This is a genomic window from Rhodopseudomonas sp. (assembly GCF_048594845.1).
In the GTDB taxonomy this organism is placed as follows: Bacteria; Pseudomonadota; Alphaproteobacteria; order Rhizobiales; family Xanthobacteraceae; genus Rhodopseudomonas.
This window is the reverse complement of sequence record NZ_JBMDXE010000363.1, coordinates 33,842-51,096: the sequence shown is the minus strand read 5'-3', so window position 1 is coordinate 51,096 and position 17,255 is coordinate 33,842. Positions and strand designations below refer to the sequence as shown.

Below are 17,255 nucleotides of genomic sequence, written 5' to 3'. Positions count from 1 at the left end.
GATGACGATCGACCCCGTGTCCGACGAAGCGCCGCTCGGCGAGGTGATTCCGGATTGCCCGCACTGTGGCAAACCGCAACCGCTGTGCATCTGCGACAGCGTCGAGCCGATCAAGAGCCGCATTCAGCTTCTGATCCTGCAGCATCCGCAGGAGCAGGACCGCGCCCTCGGCACCGCGCGGCTGACCGCGCAGCATTTCAAGGACGCGGTGGTCAAGGTCGGGCTGTCGTGGCCAAGCCTGTCCAAGGCGCTCGGCCGTCCGGTGCACGATCCGTCGCGCTGGGCGGTGCTGTATCTCGGCTCGGCGCGCGCGGCCGAGCTACTGCAGGGCCGCGAGATCGTCGCGATCGACCGCAAGGGCGAGGCCGAGCCGCATCAGGACCCTATCCTGCGAGATATCGAGGGCGTCATTCTGCTCGACGGCACCTGGAGCCAGGCCAAGGCGCTGTGGTGGCGCAACGCCTGGATGCTGAAATGCCAGCGCGTCATTCTCGATCCGGCAGCGCCGTCGCGCTACGGCAAGCTCCGCAAGGAGCCGCGCCGCGATGGTCTGTCGACGCTGGAAGCCGCCGCGCTGCTGCTGAGCCGGCTGCAGAAGCGCCCCGATATCGAAGCCACGCTGCTGGCGGCCTTCGACCGGATGCTGGCTCGGTTTCGCGAGGTGCAGGCCGAGCTGCCGGAACTGGCGCCCAAACCGAAGAAGCGGGACTGGCGGCGGAAGAAGCGGGGGTAGGGCCAGGAGCCGCGTCTCGGCCGGTTGCCTATCGCGGCGCAGCCGTATATGAGTTCGGCCGTTGGGGCCACGTGGCGGAGTGGTTACGCAACGGTCTGCAAAACCGTGTACACCAGTTCAATTCTGGTCGTGGCCTCCAACCATTCCCACAGAAACGATCCCCGCTTTCGTCGGCCGAGCGCACTGCGCGTTGGCTGCTGTCCTTGTTGATAAGGCCGGCTGGATGAGGCCGCGCGATCGGCGCCGGGCCTTGTCGTTCAGGACGCGTGCCAACCCGACGGGAACGGAATCAGCGGCCATTCGATCTGATTGTCGTTGGCAGCGCGGCGCATCGACAGCAGCTGCGCGGGCTGACGACGGTTGTCCTGCACACCTTCGGCGCAGGCCAGGCTGACTTCGTCGAGCAGACGGTTGTATTCGGCTTCACTCATGGATCGACTCCCTGTCGAGCCGCAGTGTGCCGAATATGGTTTGGGGTCAGGTTGAGCCGATCGTTCGAATTTTATCGATCGGTGTTGTTGGCGTGGGCGCCACCTAGAAATGGATGGTGCGATGTGTTGGAGCCGATCAACAGGGTTGATCGTTTCTTAATCCGAGATGAGCTTCGCCCAGCAAAAAGCCGCCCCCGAGGGAGCGGCTTTCGCAGGGCCGGCCGCTGATACGCAACGCGCGATCGGCCAAAGTTAAACGACTTACTGGCAGAGATGCATCAGGCCGTCTTCGCCACGGAACGTCGTGCCCGGCTGGCAAACGAAGCCGTTACGCTGGGCGTAGGACTGGTTCCAGCCATAGCGCTGCTGATCCCAGCCATAGGGCTGATTCCACCCATATTCGGCGTCATAGGCCGCGGCGCGGAAGGGCGCGGTGGCGATGGCGCCGGCAGCGCCGACCGCACCACCCACGACGCCGGCGGCGACGTCAGCCGGCCAGAACGCCGCGTTGCTGTCGCGCCAGCCGGTGTTGCCCCACTGGTCGCGATCGACGTAGCGGGCCTGTGCGCCGGTGCGGCAGTTGGGATCCATCTGCGAGCACATCGTGGTGTTCTTCATGTGCTTGACGCGGTGCTGAGCCGAGGCCGGCGTGGCGGCGGACAAAGCGACAGTGGCCGCGACCGCGGCGAGCGCGATAGTACGAATCATCGGGTAGTTCTCCCTGTTGTTGATCTCGCGAAGCGTCGAATTCGATGACCACGCAACGTGGTCCGGGGAGACTTGTTCCGGCGTCGCACCATCGATGAATCACAGCGGCGTGAGGGCTTCGATCGACCGGCGCGTAGTTACAACGCTGGCGGGACAAATGGATGTGCACCATCCATTGCGGGTGCGCCGCGCTCGCAGCGACGTAGGAGCTGCAAACGTGCGGCACGAAAAAGCCGGCCACCTTACGGCGGCCGGAGATTTCGGAAGCTGTGATGAGACGCACCCGATCGACGTGGGGGACGTGATCGGCCTAGCCTCGATGGGAAGTTAGTTGCGGCGTGCTGACAACATGCTGACGAGAGCGGCGCGGTACACGATCGCCACCGCGCGTTGTCGGATCATGCAATGCGCAGCGTGACGATTACTCCCGCGGCGGGGCAGGCGGATGGCTTGGCGGCGTCGGCAGGTCGGTCATGCCGTTGCCGGCGATGCCGTCCGCCATCGTCTGGCCGAACATCACATGGTGGACGCGGTCACCCTCGGCGGGCGGGTCGTCCTGGCGGATCAAATTCCACGGGATGAAGAGGTTCTTGATGCTGGCCCAAAGGCTCATCGCCGAACGCCCCGATCTCAGTCTGCGGCCGGTCCAATTTGCGGACGCAAAAGCGGCCCGTCATTGACGGCGCGCAACAGCATCGCGCCAGCGGGACGGTGAGGGGTCATCAGCGATGTCGGAAAAAGATGTTGGCTCCCCGGGCCGGATTCGAACCAGCGACCAACCGGTTAACAGCCGGTTGCTCTACCACTGAGCTACCAGGGAACGAGCCGAAGCAAGCTTCGCGGGGTGCGTATAACAAAGCCGTCCCGGGTTGGAAAGCAGAAATCCACGGTTCGTGAATGTCCTGCGACAGCTTTATTGGTCCGCGGCCGCGACCGCTTCGTAGCGCTGATGTAGCGATCTGAAGCGGTCGTGGGAAGGGGGCGCGGCGATGTTCTCCCCGGTTTCGCAAGATGTTGCGTTTTCGACCGCGTTGCATCATGGATGGCTCCGGCTCACTCCACCAGGGAACACCGATGTCGGATTTCGCGCGCGCTCGCCTGAACATGGTCGACAATCAGATTCGGCCTCACAGCGTGACCGATTGGCGAATCATCGACGCGATGCGGCTGGTTCCGCGCGAGGTGTTCATGGACGAGGCGCAGCAGTCGCTGGCCTATCTCGACCAGGACATCGATCTCGACGGTAAAGGCGAATACCGCCACGTCATTCTCAATCCGACGGTGACGGCCAGGCTGCTGCAGGAGGCCGATATCGCGCGCGGCGACCGAGTGCTGGTGGTGGGTGGTGCGACCGGATACGTGGCGGCGCTGGTCGCCAAGCTCGGGGCGTCCGCCGTCACCACGGTCGACGATTCCGCCTTCGCCGAACGGGCCCGCGCGACGCTCGGTGCGCTCGGACTGGGCGACGTCACCGTGCGGGTAGCCGAGAATGCCGACGGAGCCCCGACCGATGGCCCGTTCGACGTGATCGTGCTCAATGGCGCGACCGAAATCGAGCCGACCAAGCTTTACGACCAGCTCAAAATGGGTGGTCGCCTGGTCGGCGTCTTCGCGAGCAGCCGGCCGCAGCGTGCGACCGTCGTGACGCGGTCGCCGGGCGATTTTGGTGCCCGAGTCTTGTTCGATACCTCTGTCCCGATGCTGCCCGGCTTGCAGCGCGCGCCCGCGTTCGTATTCTAGCGTCGGCGGGCGTTTCGCCCGCGCTCTTGGGGCTGCACGGCCTGGTCCTCGCGGACCGGGCAAAACCGTGCGCGAACAGGATTTTCCTGTTTCGAATCAGAAGTGTGGCTTTCAGGCCCCAGCTCACAAGTTTCATTCATCTGGCCCGCGCGAGAGGTTCCTTCGGTTCACGCCGTGGCATATGGTGAGCAGGGACTCACGTCGGCCCTTGGCCTCGCGTGGTATTTCGCGGGCCCTAGAGTCGTGCGGTCAAGTGAAACGCAGATTGGATCGCCAGTATGAATCGGATGAAGCGCATCACCGGCCTTGCCACCGCCGGCTTCGTTCTGGCGTGTCTCGGCCCGGTCCCGGTGCTCGCCGATACGATCGAAGCGGCGCTGATCCGAGCCTATAAGACCAACCCGCAACTCAACGCGCAGCGCGCCTCGGTGCGCTCGACCGACGAGTCGGTGCCGCAGGCGCTGTCGGGCTATCGGCCGAAGGTTTCGATCACCGCGAGCGGCGGCTATCAGTACACCGACGTCAATTCGGTCGTCGCCGGCAGCAACGTTCATCTCAGCGGCAGCAACTATCCGCGCGCCATCGGCGTCACCGCGACCCAGACGCTGTTCAACGGCAACCAGACTGCCAACCGCACCCGGGCAGCCGAGAGCCAGGTGTCGTCGGCCCGCGAAGGTCTGCGCGTGCTGGAACAGTCGGTCCTGCTTTCGGCGGCGACGATCTACATGGATTATCTGCGCGACGCCGCCACCGTCGAGGTGCAGAAGTCGAACGTCCGCGTGCTCGAACAGACGCTGAAGCAGACCAACGACCGCTTCAATGTCGGCGAGGTGACCCGCACCGACGTGGCGCAGTCGCAGGCGCAACTCGCGGCCGGCAACACCCAGCTGCTGACCGCCGAATCCAACCTCACCACGACCCGCGCGAATTATCGCCGCATCATCGGCAGCGAGCCGACGGGGCTGGCGCCGGGCTCGCCGGTGGATCGCTTCCTGCCGTCGACGCTGGCGCAGGCCGTCGAACTCGGTCTCACCGAGAACCCGAACGTCACCGCAGCGATGTTCGGCATCGACGTCAGCTTCCTGAACGTCAAGATCAACGAAGGCGCGCTGTTCCCGACCGTGACCCTGCAGGCGAATGCGCAGCAGGGCTACGAGCAGTCGATCACCACGCCGAAGCAGTTCACCGCCTCGGCCTTGGCCCAGGTTTCGATTCCGATCTACCAGGGCGGCGCCGAATATTCGCTGATCCGGCAGTCCAAGGAATCGCTGGCGCAGCAGCGTCTCAATCTCGAACAGGTCCGCGACCAGACCCGCGCCACCATCGTGCAGGCGTGGGGCCAGCTCCAGGCGGGCCGAGCCCAGGTCGCCTCGGCGCAATCCCAGGTCAAGGCGTCCGAGATCGCGCTCAATGGCGTGCGTGAAGAAGCGCGCGCCGGCCAGCGCACCACCCTCGACGTGTTGAACGCGCAGCAGGCCCTCGTGAATGCCCGAGTGTCGCTGGTGACCGCGCAGCACGATCGCGTCGTCGCTTCGTACTCTGTGCTCAGCGCGATCGGTCGCCTTGCGCCGCAGGTGCTCGGCCTCAAGACCGATGTCTACGATCCGAGCGTTCACTACCAGCAGGTCCGCGACTCCTGGATCGGCGTGCGCACGCCGGACGGCCGCTGATCTTCCGCGCCGGCAGCCGCGCATCGCGCGGAGCTGCCGGCGATTACTTGCAATCAGTTTGTGGCGTACCGTAGCGTAACGCGCATGACGATGGCGATTCGTTTCGCTATTGCTATGTGTGCGCGGTGTTGCGCTTCGCGATGCGTCGGATCGGCATCGAAGAACGCTCCGTGCTTCTGCTGGGGACAAGTCCGGCTTCACCGGTGAAAGTCGGGCGCTTCGATCCGGAACCGGGCCATCCCGCAGAGCTTTGGTGTACAACGCCGATAAGGGCGTGATGATGTGGAGTCGGAGATGACGCAGCCTGCCAGGGCCCAAGAGCCTTCGATGGAGGAGATTCTCGCGTCGATTCGCCGTATCATCGCGGATGATGAAGCCAAGCCCGCAGCGGCTCCGGCCAAGCCGGTTGCCGCTGTCGCTCCGAAGCCCGAGCCGCCCAAACCGGCTCCTCAGCCGAGCAAGCCCGCGGCCATGACCCCACCACCCGCACCGAGCCCGCCGCCGCAAGCCGCCGCGCCGAAGCCCGCCGCGCCGCCCAAGCCGGCGCCAGCGCCGCCGCCGCCGGCTTCCGAGAGCAACAGTCAGGACGATATCGACGCGCTGCTCGCCGGCCTCGACGCCGCCACATCTGATGACGAGATTCGTCCGCCGCAGCCTGATGGCGACGTGTTGGAGCTGACCGACGAGATGGCGCTTCCGGAGCCCGAGCCGGCACCGGCTCCCGCGCCGACTCCGCTGCCGCACGCTGCGTTCCAGAAGCCGATCGAGGACGATCTGGAGTTCGCCGAAGCCCCGCCGAAGCCGCGGGCTCCGGAGCCGCGCGCACCGGAACCGCCGGCCCAGCCGCCGCATGCGTCCTGGTCCGAAGAGCCGCAGGCGCCGATCATGTCCCGCGCGACGATGTCCGCGGTGGAATCGGCCTTCAATTCGCTCGCCAACACCGTGCTCAGCAACAACGCCCGGACGCTCGAGGATCTCGTCAAAGAGATGCTGCGGCCGATGCTGAAGTCCTGGCTCGACGACAATCTGCCGACTCTGGTCGAGCGCATCGTCCGCCAGGAAATCGAGCGGGTCTCGCGCGGCCGCTAGGCGAGGCGGCGCGCTTCACCCCCAGCCGCCGCATCCGGCTTTTCATCGTGGTTTGGCGGTCAGATCTGCAGGGCTGACCCGTACCTTGACCTGCGCCGTTGACTTGCGGTGCTCCGGAAGGTTTCTAGCCCCGACCAGACGCGCGTCCGCCGCCGGCACGCGCCATTTTTGATTGCATGGCCATGATCGAGAAAACCTACCAGCCCGCCGAGATCGAAAGCCGCATCGCGCGCGCCTGGGACGATGCCGACGCCTTCAAGGCCGGCCGCCCGGATCGCCGCAACGCCGAGCCGTATTCGATCGTGATCCCGCCGCCGAACGTCACCGGCTCGCTGCACATGGGCCACGCCCTCAACAACACGCTGCAGGACATCCTGTGCCGGTTCGAGCGGATGCGCGGCCGCGACGTGCTGTGGCAGCCCGGCACCGACCACGCCGGCATTGCCACCCAGATGGTGGTCGAGCGCCAGCTGATGGAGCGGCAGGAGCCGGGCCGGCGCGACATGGGCCGCGCCAAATTTCTCGAGCGCGTCTGGCAGTGGAAGGCCGAGAGCGGCGGCGTCATCGTCAACCAGCTCAAGCGTCTCGGCGCGTCGTGCGACTGGTCGCGCGAGCGCTTCACGATGGACGAGGGGCTGTCGCGCGCCGTCGTCAAGGTGTTCGTCGAGCTGCACCGCCAGGGCCTGATCTACAAGGACAAGCGGCTGGTCAACTGGGACCCGAAGCTGCTGACCGCGATCTCCGATCTCGAAGTGCAGCAGGTCGAGGTCAAGGGCAGCCTGTGGCATCTGCGCTATCCGCTGGAAGGCAAGACGTTCGATCCGGCCGAGCCGTCGAGTTTCATCGTCGTCGCGACGCCGCGGCCCGAAACGATGCTGGGCGACACCGCGGTCGCGGTGAATCCTGAGGACGAGCGCTACACCCATCTGATCGGCAAGCACGTCATCCTGCCGCTGGTCGGTCGCCGCATTCCGATCGTCGGCGACGACTATTCCGATCCCGAGAAGGGCTCGGGCGCGGTGAAGATCACGCCGGCGCACGACTTCAACGATTTCGAGGTCGGCAAGCGGCATCATCTGCCGCAGATCAACGTGCTCGACATCGAAGGCCGGATCTTGATCGCCGACAACAGCGCCTATCTTGAAGGCCTGCCCGAAGGCGCGCGCGAATTCGCCGAAGAGATGGAAGGCACCGACCGCTTCGCCGCGCGAAAAATCATCGTACAGCGGCTCGACGATTTCGGCTTCCTGGAGAAGATCGAGCCCAACGTCCACATGGTGCCGCACGGCGACCGTTCGGGCGTGGTGATCGAGCCGTTCCTGACCGACCAATGGTACGTCGACGCCAAGACCATGGCGCAGCCGGCGATCGCCGCGGTGCGTTCGGGCGCCACCACCTTCGTGCCGAAGAATTGGGAAAAAACGTACTTCGAGTGGATGGAGAACATCCAGCCCTGGTGCATCTCGCGTCAGCTATGGTGGGGCCATCAGATCCCGGCTTGGTACGGCCCGGACGGCAAGGTGTTCGTCGCCGAAACCGAGGAAGAGGCAATCGGCAACGCGCTCGGCTACTATGTCGAGCAGGAAGTGCTGACGCCCGCGCAGGCGCACGACATGGCGGAAGACCCGGTCAAGCGAGAGGGCTTCATCACCCGCGATGAAGACGTGCTCGACACCTGGTTCTCGTCGGCGCTGTGGCCGTTCTCGACGCTCGGCTGGCCCGACGAGGCGCCGGAGATCGCGCGCTACTATCCGACCAATGTGCTGGTCACCGGCTTCGACATCATCTTCTTCTGGGTCGCCCGGATGATGATGATGGGCCTGCACTTCATGGACGACGTGCCGTTCCCGACCGTCTACATCCACGCCCTCGTCCGCGACGAGAAGGGCGCCAAGATGTCGAAGTCGAAGGGCAACGTCATCGATCCCTTGAACCTGATCGATCAGTACGGCGCCGACGCGCTGCGCTTCACGCTGGCGGCGATGGCGGCGCAGGGCCGCGACATCAAGCTGGCGTCGAGCCGCGTGGAGGGCTATCGCAACTTCGCCACCAAGCTGTGGAACGCCTGCCGCTTCGCCGAGATGAACGGCTGCGCGGCGCCGTCCGGCTTCGACTACACCTCGGCGAAAGAGACGCTGAACCGCTGGATCGCGCACGAAACGGTGCGGGCGGTGCGTGAGGTGACCGAAGCGATCGAGACCTATCGATTCAACGACGCGGCGGGCGCGGCCTATCGCTTCGTCTGGAACGTGTATTGCGACTGGTATCTCGAACTCGCCAAGCCGGTGCTGATGGGCGACGACAGCCCGGCCAAGGCCGAAACCCGCGCGATGGTGGCGTGGGCGCGCGACGAGATCCTCAAGCTGCTGCACCCGTTCATGCCGTTCATCACCGAGGAGCTTTGGGCGGTCACCGCGACGCGCGACAACCTTCTTGTGTTGGCGCCGTGGTCGCGCAAGGCCGGGATCAGCGAGGAGCAGCTCGCGGTGATGACTGCTTCGGCGTCGAGCGATCCGATGGTCGCGCCGGCGCTGCTCAACATCCCGACCGAGCAGCCCGACTTCACCGACGATGCGGCGGAGGCCGAGATCGGCTGGGTGGTCGATCTCGTCACCGCGATCCGCTCGGTGCGTGCCGAGATGAACATCGCGCCGTCGACGCTGACGCCGCTGGTGCTCGCCGGCGTACCGGCCGAAACCCAGCTTCGCGCCGGGCGCTGGAGCGACGTGATCAAGCGGCTGGCGCGCGTCGGTGACATCAGCTTCGCCGACGCCGCGCCGCAGGGCGCCGTGCAGCTGCTGGTCCGCGGCGACGTAGCGGCGCTACCGCTGAAGGGCGTGATCGACTTCGCGGTCGAGCAGGCGCGGCTCGAAAAGGAGCTCGCCAAGGCCGAAGCCGACATCAAGCGCGCCGAGGCCAAGCTGGCGAACGAGAAGTTCGTCGCTAACGCCGCCGAGGAAGTGGTCGAGGAAGAGCGTGAAAAGCGCGAAGCCGCGATCGCCCGCAAGATGAAGATCCTCGAAGCGCTGCTGCGGATCAAGAACGCGAGCTGACACGCTGTGCCCCGGACGCTGCGCAGCGCGCCGCCCTTCGCGGCGTGGTGCGCTGCTGATCCGGGGCCCCGGTGTCCGGCGCTGGCGCAAAACCGGGGTCCCGGATCTGCGGACCGCTGCGCGCTGCACCGCGTCGGGACGCGCAGGCCTGTCTGAGATCGTATCCCGCTACGCCGGAGTAACCATTCGGCATGGTCGGGCGGCGCTATTGATCGGCGCCAAAGTGTGACACACGGACAAGCGCGTAGGATCGGCCGCCGACAGGGGGCCGTCCTATGCTCGCGTTTCTCAAGCTGCTGCTGTCGTTCGCGCCGTGGCTGTCGTTCTTGATCATCGCGCGGGACTCGCTGCTGCGGGTCGAGATCGGGCTCGGCGTCGCGTTGGCGCTGACCGTTGTGATGGGCGTGCTGCGGCTGCATCGCGGCATCATCCTGTGGGTCGGCGTGGTATTCTTCGGCGCCGCGACCATCGCGGTGATCGGCTTCAACGACAGCTGGACGCTGCGCCATCTCGGCGTGCTCGCCAACGGCGCATTGGCGCTCGGCGCCTGGTTGACCATCGCGCTCGGCAAGCCGTTCACGCTCGACTACGCCAAGGAGCACGTCGACCCGTCGCTGTGGACCGACCCGTTCTTTATCCGCACCAACGTGCTGATGACGAGCGTGTGGGCGAGCGCGTTCACCATCAACGCTGTGCTGGCGTTCGGCAAGATGAAGCAGCTGCTGCTACCCGAACTCGGCTACGAGCTGATCTCCTACGCGGTGCTGATCGGCACGGCGATCTTCACGGTGTGGTACCCGGACCATTTGCGGAAGATGAGGACGGTGGCCCGCTGAAGTCGGCGGCGCGACACCACTAACAAACGTCGCCCTCCGCGAAGGCGGAGGGCCCAGTATTCCAGAGCGTCCGTTACTTAGCCGCAGCGCTCTGGAATACTGGGTTGCCCGCCTTCGCGGGCAATGACGGGAGAGGGTGGGGAAGGTACTGCGCGAAAGATTTAATGTGGAAACGCCTTGCTCCAAAAGCGGGAGCCGGAGAGCCCGTACCGCCACGGGTAGTCGGCCGCCTTGGTGATGCCGATCCGCGGGCCGGTGACGATGTCGGGCGTTGTAGTTCGGCGATGGATCGCGAACGGCGCTTCGTCGAGCGGCAACGCGTTGGCGGCGATCGTAATGCCGAGCGCCTGGGTCAACTTGCCGGGGCCCGAACACAGCGTGCGGGCGTCTTCGAGGCCGCGCCGTTCGCGCATCGCGCCCAGGCCGTGGGTCGGTTCCAGCGCCCGGATCAGCACGGCGCTGGCGGAGCCTTCGGCCTCGCAGACGAAATTGACGCACCAATGGATGCCATAGGAGCGGTAGACGTAGGCGTAGCCGGGCGGGCCGAACATCACCGCATTGCGCGGCGTCTGGCCGCCATAGGAATGCGCCGCCGGGTCGGTGTGGTGATAGGCCTCGACCTCGACGATGACGCCGCCGACGCCGTCAAACAGCAGCGTGGCGCCGATCAGCTCCGGTGCGACGGCGTGGACGCTGCGGGCGAAGAAGCGCCGGGTTAACTGCGGACCAAGGCGGGCTGCGGCGGGCGTCGAGTCGGCGGGCGCAGCGGGAAGGCGGGTGCGGGGCATCGATCCGGGTACGGAGGGTTCGGGAGGGCACGGAGCGCCGGGACTGCCGAAAATCCGAGCATTATTCCAAGGGATAAGCGCCGGCAAGCGGCCCGGGTTGCGGGACGCCGGATGCCGGATTAGGTAAGGTTCTCGCATCCAATCGGGGCCCGCATGGTCGTTCTCGTCGATACTGTGTCATCCACTCCCGTCCGCCCCCGGCATCCGGAGAAGGCGGCGCGGCCGGATGCGCTGTCGCCGAAGAAACCGGACTGGATCCGCGTTCGCGCCCCGACGTCGCGCGGCTATGGCGAGACCAAGGGCATCGTCAAGGAGAACGGCCTCGTCACCGTGTGCGAGGAAGCCGGCTGCCCGAACATCGGCGAGTGCTGGGACAAGAAGCACGCCACCTTCATGATCATGGGGGACACCTGCACCCGGGCCTGCGCGTTCTGCAACGTCAAGACCGGCTTGCCGGGCGCGCTCGATGCCAACGAGCCGGCTTACGTCGCCGAGGCGACCCGCAAGCTCGGGCTGCAGCATCTCGTCATCACCTCGGTCGACCGCGACGATCTCGCCGACGGCGGCGCGGCGCATTTCGCCGCCACCATCCGCGCGGTGCGGGAAGCCTGCCCGACCACCACGATCGAAATTCTCACGCCCGACTTCCTGCGCAAGGACGGCGCGCTCGAAGTCGTGGTCGCCGCCAAGCCCGACGTCTTCAACCACAATCTCGAGACCGTGCCGTCGCGCTATCTGTCGGTGCGGCCGGGCGCGCGCTACTTCCATTCGATCCGGCTGCTGCAGCGGGTCAAGGAACTCGACCCGACCATCTTCACCAAGTCCGGCATCATGGTTGGGCTCGGCGAGGAGCGCCACGAGGTGCTGCAGGTGATGGACGACCTGCGCTCCGCCGACGTCGACTTCCTCACCATCGGCCAGTATCTGCAGCCGACCCGCAAGCATCACGCGGTGATGCGCTTCGTTACGCCGGACGAATTCGCCGGCTATCAGACGACCGCCTATGCCAAGGGCTTCCTGATGGTGTCGGCGTCGCCGATGACGCGCTCGTCGCATCACGCCGGCGAGGATTTTGCCAAGCTGAAGGCGGCCCGCGCCGCGTTGGCGCGCTGAGCGTCGACCATGCCGCAGTTTTCCAGCAAGCGCCGCGTGCCGCACAGCGCCCAGCAGATGTTCGACCTTGTCGCCGACGTCGAGCGCTATCCGCAATTCGTGCCGCTGTGCAAGGCGCTGAAGATCCGCGAGCGGAACGTGCAGCCGGACGGCACCGAAGTGGTGATCGCCGACATGACGGTGTCGTTTAAGCTGGTGCAGGAGACCTTCACCAGCCGCGTCACGCTCGACCGCGACAATCTGAAGATTCTCGTCGAGTATCTGAAAGGCCCGTTCTCCAATCTTGAGAACCGCTGGACCTTCGTGCCGAAGACCGAGCGCGCCTGCGAGGTCGGCTTCTTCCTCGCCTATGAGTTCAAGAGCCGGATGCTCGCGACGCTGATGGGCGCGATGTTCGACACCGCCTTCCACCGCTTCGCCGCCGCGTTCGAGACGCGAGCGGATCAGGTCTATGGCGGCGCGCCCAAGCTGTCGCGGGCGTAGTTAGGTTTTCACCGTCATCAGCGCAGCCGTCATTGCGAGGAGCGCAGCGACGAAGCAATCCAGCCCAGGTGCACGGAGCTGGATTGCTTCGCTTCGCTCGCAATGACGGAGAGGTTGAGCACTCCACTAACTACACACCGCTAATTACACACACCGCGCACCACAAACTCCGTCGTCATCGCCCGGCTTGACCGGGCGACCCAGTATTGCAGAGCGGTTGCGGTTCAATAACAAGCGCTCTGGGATACTGGGCCCTCCGCTTTCGCGGAGGGTGACGTCTGTGGTGGGGCTGCGCAGTGCATTCTGATTGAGCCGCATCTACCTCAAGTCGTGGCAAAGAGCTGCAGCGCGCTAACTCTTCTTCGGCTTCACCGCCCGCTTCGGCGGGACGCGCTTTCCGGCGGCGGCGCGGCGCGGCGTTCGGGCGACGCGTTTGTGGACGCCGGTCGCCGGCGCGGGCTTGGCCTTGGTCGGCGGCTTCGGGCCGCGGGCAAGTTCCAGCAGCATCCGCAGGGCTTCGACCACCGAGCGCTGGCGGACGTTGCTGCGGCCGATCGCGCCGAAGCGGTGTTCACGGTGGACGATGCGGCCATCACGCGCAGCGGCGCCGAAATGCACGAGGCCGACCGGTTTGTTCGGCGTTGCGCCGCCGGGGCCGGCGATGCCGGTGATCGACACCGCCAGATCGACATCGGCTTTCTCCAGCGCGCCGACCGCCATCGCGATTGCGGTTTCCTTGCTGACCGCGCCGAATGTCGTCAGCGTCGCGGTCTCGACGCCGAGCAGCTCGTGCTTGGCGGCGTTGGAGTAGGTGACGAAGCCGCGGTCGATGACGTCGGAGGAGCCGGGGATGTCGGTGAGCGCGCCGGCGACCAGGCCGCCGGTGCAGGATTCAGCCGTCGCGATCATCAGCTTGCGCGAACGGCACAGGTCGAGCAACGCGCGGGCGAGGGTGCGGGCGTCGTTGCTGCCCATCTCAGCCGGCCAGACCGTCGGCGCCCCAGGGCAGCCGGATCGTCGCACTGGCGGTGGCGGCGATGCCTTCTTCGCGGCCGGTGAAGCCGAGCTTCTCGCTGGTGGTCGCCTTCACGGCCACGCGCGATACCGGCAGACCGGTGATTTCGGCGATGCGCTGCCGCATCGGATCGCGCAGCGGGCCGATCTTCGGCCGCTCGCAGATCATCGTCACTTCGAGATTGGCGATGCGGCCGCCGCGCGCGGCGACGCGATCGACCGCGTACTTCAAGAATTTGTCGGACGCCGCGCCCTTCCATTGCGGGTCGGTCGGCGGAAAGTGCGAGCCGATGTCGCCATCGGCCAGCGCGCCGAGGATCGCATCGACCAACGCATGCAGGCCGACGTCGCCGTCCGAATGCGCCAGGAAGCCGCGATTGTGCGGGACCTTGAGGCCGCACAGCCAGACGTGGTCGCCGTCGCCGAAAGCGTGGACGTCGTAGCCGGTGCCGGTGCGGATATCACCGAGCAGCGCCGTGAGGCGGCTCTCTTCGCGCGCAAAATCGTCCGGCGTGGTCAGTTTCATGTTGGCAGCATCGCCCTCGAAAGTCGCAACCGTCAATCCCGCCCATTCGGCGATCGCGGCGTCGTCGGTGAAATCATCGCGGCCGTCACGCGCGGCGCGGCGGTGCGCATCGAGGATCACGTCGTAGCGAAACGCCTGCGGCGTCTGGGCGATTCGTAGATGCGCGCGGTCCGGCGTCGCTTCGACTTCGCCGGCGGCGTTGAGCTGCTTCACCGTGTCGGCGATCGCCACCACCGGCAGTGCCGCGCCGGTCTGGCCGGCGGCGACGATGGCGCGGGAGATCAGCGCGGGCGTGACAAAGGGACGCGCAGCGTCGTGGATCAGGACGATGTCCGGGGCGAGCTCGGCCAGCGCTTCGAGGCCGGCGCGGACGGAGGCTTGCCGGGTCGCGCCGCCGCCGACCGCGGGGCGGAAGCTGAGGCCGGCGACCGCCTCGTTGAACAGCGCGGTGTCGTCCGGATTGGTCACCGGCTGCACCGCCATGATCTCCGGATGGCTGCAGAACGGCTCCAGAGACCGCGCAATCACGGGCCGTCCGGCGAGCGTGCGGTATTGTTTCGGGCCGCCAGCGCCGGCGCGCAGGCCTCGGCCAGCGGCGACAATGATGGCGGCGGTACGGGGAGAGGTCGACATCGGTATCTGGGTCAGCTTCTTGGCAGGCGGTGAGACTTAGAGCGGTGCGCGCCAGCCCTTAGCATGACTAGGAGTGGATTCAGCATGTTTCGCGGTTCTGCCGCTGGGCATAATGCTGCAACGCACTTGCATGTCTGGTATAACTGGCTAAACTGTAGGCAATGACATATGATGCTCAAACATTGAGCTAGGCCAGTCGCAATGAAGCGCTGGCGACAGAATGAGCAGCTTGTGACCCGCCCCACAGTAACAGGTTCGCCGCCTTTGAAAATCGGCAATATTGCGGTGGCCAATCGGGTGCTGCTGGCGCCGATGTCCGGAATTACCGACGCGCCGTTTCGCAAGCAGGTCGCAAGTCTCGGTGCCGGTCTGGTCGTCTCCGAAATGACCGCCAGCGAAGACCTCGTCAACGGGCGCGCGATGTCGATTCGGCGCTGTGATGCGATCGACGACGGTCCGCACGTCGTCCAGCTCGCCGGCTGCCAGCCGCATTGGATGGGCGAAGGCGCGCGAATCGCCGAGGCGGGCGGTGCCGACATCATCGACATCAATATGGGTTGCCCCGCCCGGCATGTGACCGGCGGCCAGTCCGGCTCGGCGCTGATGCGCGATCTCGATCATGCGCTGACGTTGATCGAGGCGACGATCGGCGCTGTGCGTGTGCCGGTGACGCTGAAGATGCGGCTCGGCTGGGACGACAGCTCGCGCAACGCGCCGGAGCTGGCGCGGCGCGCGCAGGACGCCGGCGTGCAGCTGGTCACCGTGCACGGCCGCACCCGCTGTCAGTTCTATAAGGGAGAGGCCGATTGGGCCGCCGTCCGCGCAGTGCGCGAGGCCATCGACATTCCGCTCGTCGTCAACGGCGATATCACCACCTACAAGGCCGCCGTCACGGCGCTCGATCAGTCGGGCGCGGATGCGGTGATGATCGGCCGCGGCGCGCAGGGGCAACCTTGGCTTCCCGGCCAGATCGGCCGCCGACTCGCGGGCGGCGACGCCGAGGAGATGCCGTCGCTCGCTGATCAGCTGACTTATCTTCGCGAACTCTACGACGGCGTTCTCGGCCTGTATGGCGAACGCATCGGCCTGCGCCATGCACGCAAACATCTCGGCTGGTCGCTCGACGTCGCGGCCGCCGTGAGCGGTGCCCCGGCCGATACGCTCAAACACTGGAGAACCCAGATCCTCACCGACACCAATCCGGCCCGTGTGCATCGCGCGCTCGCCGATGCCTACGACGACTTTGCCTGGAGAGCCGCAGCATGAACGCCGTCCTCGAACCGCGCGCCGCCAAGCCGAACGAGAGCGATGCGATCCTCAACGCGCTGCCGAATCCGGTGCTGCTGGTCGGCCCCGACGGCAAGATCATCGACGCCAACATGGCGGCGGAGTCGTTCTTCGAGATCTCGACTCAGTTGCTGCAGCGGCAGTCGCTCACCGAGCTGGTGCCGTTCGGCAGCCCGTTGCTGGCGCTGATCGAGCAGGTGCGCAGCGGGAACTCGCCGGTCAACGAATACAAGGTCGATCTCGGCACGCCGCGGATCGGTGCCGACCGCCAGGTCGATCTGCACGTCGCGCCGCTGACCGAACGACCCGGCCATATCGTGGTGATGCTGCAGGAGCGCACCATCGCCGACAAGATGGACCGGCAGCTCACGCATCGCAGCGCCGCGCGCTCGGTGATCGCGCTGGCGGCGATGCTGGCGCACGAGATCAAGAACCCGCTGTCCGGCATTCGCGGCGCGGCGCAATTACTCGAGCAGCAGGCGTCGTCGGAAGACCGCATGCTGACGCGGCTGATCTGCGACGAGGCTGACCGCATCGTCACGCTGGTCGATCGCATGGAAGTGTTCGGCGACGACCGCCCGGTGGCGCGCGGGCCGGTCAATATCCATTCGGTGCTCGATCACGTGAAGCGCCTGGCGCAATCCGGCTTCGCGCGAAATATCAAGTTCGTCGAGGACTACGACCCGTCGCTGCCGCCGGTGCTTGCCAACCAGGATCAACTAATTCAGGTCTTCCTGAATCTGGTGAAGAACGCCGCCGAGGCGCTGGTCGATCTCGGCACCGAGGCGGAGATCCAGCTCACCACGGCGTTCCGTCCCGGCGTGCGGCTGTCGGTGCCCGGCAAGAAGACCCGCGTGTCGCTGCCGCTGGAGTTCTGCGTCAAGGACAACGGCCCTGGCGTGCCCGAGGACCTGCTGCCGAATCTGTTCGACCCGTTCGTCACCACCAAGGCGTCGGGCTCGGGCCTCGGGCTCGCACTGGTGGCCAAGATCGTCGGCGACCACGGCGGAATCATCGAATGTGAATCGCAGCCGCGCAAGACCACCTTCCGCGTGCTGCTGCCGATGTACAACACGGCCAAGGCTTACAATCAGAGTACGGGCGAGGACGAGCCGGCGTCATCTCCTGCCTCACAGAACGCAAGATGAGGA

Annotated in this window: 16 protein-coding genes and 2 tRNA genes; 11 read left to right on the top strand and 7 right to left on the bottom strand. The window is 66.1% G+C overall.

Annotated features, from left to right (window positions below; translation table 11 throughout):
• Position 1: 1 nt before the first annotated feature.
• Positions 2 to 733: a tRNA-uridine aminocarboxypropyltransferase gene (locus ACOJTD_RS25005; protein WP_420135543.1), complete on the top strand. Its 732-nt coding sequence runs from the start codon at positions 2 to 4 to the stop codon at positions 731 to 733.
• A gap of 65 nt (positions 734 to 798) precedes the next feature.
• Positions 799 to 872 (top strand) — tRNA-Cys (locus ACOJTD_RS25000).
• Positions 873 to 990: 118 nt separating this feature from the next.
• On the opposite strand, the gene ACOJTD_RS24995 is transcribed toward ACOJTD_RS25000, so the two are convergent.
• The 4 genes from ACOJTD_RS24995 to ACOJTD_RS24980 all read right to left on the bottom strand — a co-directional run bounded on the left by ACOJTD_RS24995 (position 991) and on the right by ACOJTD_RS24980 (position 2,692).
• Entirely contained in the window at positions 991 to 1,164 is a 174-nt protein-coding gene (locus tag ACOJTD_RS24995) for a hypothetical protein (RefSeq protein ID WP_420135542.1), read from the bottom strand.
• A 261-nt stretch (positions 1,165 to 1,425) separates the two neighbouring features.
• On the bottom strand, positions 1,426 to 1,872 hold the full coding sequence (locus ACOJTD_RS24990) for a hypothetical protein (RefSeq protein WP_420135541.1): 447 nt from the start codon (positions 1,870 to 1,872) through the stop codon (positions 1,426 to 1,428).
• Positions 1,873 to 2,293: 421 nt separating this feature from the next.
• A complete protein-coding gene (locus ACOJTD_RS24985) occupies positions 2,294 to 2,485 on the bottom strand; it encodes a hypothetical protein (RefSeq protein ID WP_420135540.1) in 192 nt (63 codons plus the stop codon).
• 132 nt (positions 2,486 to 2,617) lie between these two features.
• Positions 2,618 to 2,692: transfer RNA gene (locus ACOJTD_RS24980), tRNA-Asn, on the bottom strand.
• Positions 2,693 to 2,946: 254 nt separating this feature from the next.
• On the opposite strand from ACOJTD_RS24980, the gene ACOJTD_RS24975 reads away from it, so the two are divergent.
• The 5 genes from ACOJTD_RS24975 (at position 2,947) to ACOJTD_RS24955 (ending at position 10,260) form a co-directional block, all read left to right on the top strand.
• A complete protein-coding gene (locus tag ACOJTD_RS24975) occupies positions 2,947 to 3,612 on the top strand; it encodes a protein-L-isoaspartate O-methyltransferase family protein (protein ID WP_420135552.1) in 666 nt (221 codons plus the stop codon).
• Between the two features lie 287 nt (positions 3,613 to 3,899).
• Positions 3,900 to 5,282 carry a TolC family outer membrane protein gene (locus tag ACOJTD_RS24970; RefSeq protein WP_420135551.1) on the top strand — a complete coding sequence of 461 codons (1,383 nt, stop codon included), beginning with the start codon at positions 3,900 to 3,902 and terminating at the stop codon, positions 5,280 to 5,282.
• A 294-nt stretch (positions 5,283 to 5,576) separates the two neighbouring features.
• The gene (locus ACOJTD_RS24965; RefSeq protein ID WP_420135539.1) at positions 5,577 to 6,371 is read left to right on the top strand and encodes a PopZ family protein; all 795 of its coding nucleotides are present in this window, start codon (positions 5,577 to 5,579) and stop codon (positions 6,369 to 6,371) included.
• A gap of 182 nt (positions 6,372 to 6,553) precedes the next feature.
• Positions 6,554 to 9,424 carry a valine--tRNA ligase gene (locus ACOJTD_RS24960; RefSeq protein ID WP_420135538.1) on the top strand — a complete coding sequence of 957 codons (2,871 nt, stop codon included), beginning with the start codon at positions 6,554 to 6,556 and terminating at the stop codon, positions 9,422 to 9,424.
• A gap of 275 nt (positions 9,425 to 9,699) precedes the next feature.
• Entirely contained in the window at positions 9,700 to 10,260 is a 561-nt protein-coding gene (locus ACOJTD_RS24955) for a hypothetical protein (protein WP_420135537.1), read from the top strand.
• 161 nt (positions 10,261 to 10,421) lie between these two features.
• On the opposite strand, the gene ACOJTD_RS24950 is transcribed toward ACOJTD_RS24955, so the two are convergent.
• The gene (locus ACOJTD_RS24950; protein WP_420135536.1) at positions 10,422 to 11,048 is read right to left on the bottom strand and encodes a DNA-3-methyladenine glycosylase; all 627 of its coding nucleotides are present in this window, start codon (positions 11,046 to 11,048) and stop codon (positions 10,422 to 10,424) included.
• Positions 11,049 to 11,201: 153 nt separating this feature from the next.
• Here ACOJTD_RS24950 and lipA point away from each other — a divergent pair, with 153 nt between their 5' ends.
• The gene (gene lipA, locus ACOJTD_RS24945; RefSeq protein ID WP_420135535.1) at positions 11,202 to 12,161 is read left to right on the top strand and encodes a lipoyl synthase; all 960 of its coding nucleotides are present in this window, start codon (positions 11,202 to 11,204) and stop codon (positions 12,159 to 12,161) included.
• Between the two features lie 9 nt (positions 12,162 to 12,170).
• Positions 12,171 to 12,644 carry a type II toxin-antitoxin system RatA family toxin gene (locus tag ACOJTD_RS24940; RefSeq protein ID WP_254982614.1) on the top strand — a complete coding sequence of 158 codons (474 nt, stop codon included), beginning with the start codon at positions 12,171 to 12,173 and terminating at the stop codon, positions 12,642 to 12,644.
• 351 nt (positions 12,645 to 12,995) lie between these two features.
• On the opposite strand, the gene ACOJTD_RS24935 is transcribed toward ACOJTD_RS24940, so the two are convergent.
• Complete coding sequence (locus ACOJTD_RS24935) at positions 12,996 to 13,619, bottom strand: CinA family protein (RefSeq protein WP_420135534.1); 624 nt, start codon at positions 13,617 to 13,619, stop codon at positions 12,996 to 12,998.
• 1 nt (position 13,620) lies between these two features.
• Entirely contained in the window at positions 13,621 to 14,817 is a 1,197-nt protein-coding gene (locus tag ACOJTD_RS24930) for a bifunctional 2-C-methyl-D-erythritol 4-phosphate cytidylyltransferase/2-C-methyl-D-erythritol 2,4-cyclodiphosphate synthase (RefSeq protein WP_420135533.1), read from the bottom strand.
• 201 nt (positions 14,818 to 15,018) lie between these two features.
• Here ACOJTD_RS24930 and dusB point away from each other — a divergent pair, with 201 nt between their 5' ends.
• Both dusB and ACOJTD_RS24920 read left to right on the top strand, forming a co-directional pair.
• Positions 15,019 to 16,083, top strand: coding sequence for a tRNA dihydrouridine synthase DusB (dusB, locus tag ACOJTD_RS24925; protein ID WP_420135532.1), 1,065 nt, complete (start codon positions 15,019 to 15,021; stop codon positions 16,081 to 16,083).
• Positions 16,080 to 17,252, top strand: a complete 1,173-nt coding sequence (locus ACOJTD_RS24920; RefSeq protein ID WP_420135531.1) for a two-component system sensor histidine kinase NtrB — start codon at positions 16,080 to 16,082, stop codon at positions 17,250 to 17,252. The genes dusB and ACOJTD_RS24920 overlap by 4 nt, the downstream gene beginning before the upstream one ends.
• Positions 17,253 to 17,255 lie beyond the last annotated feature (3 nt).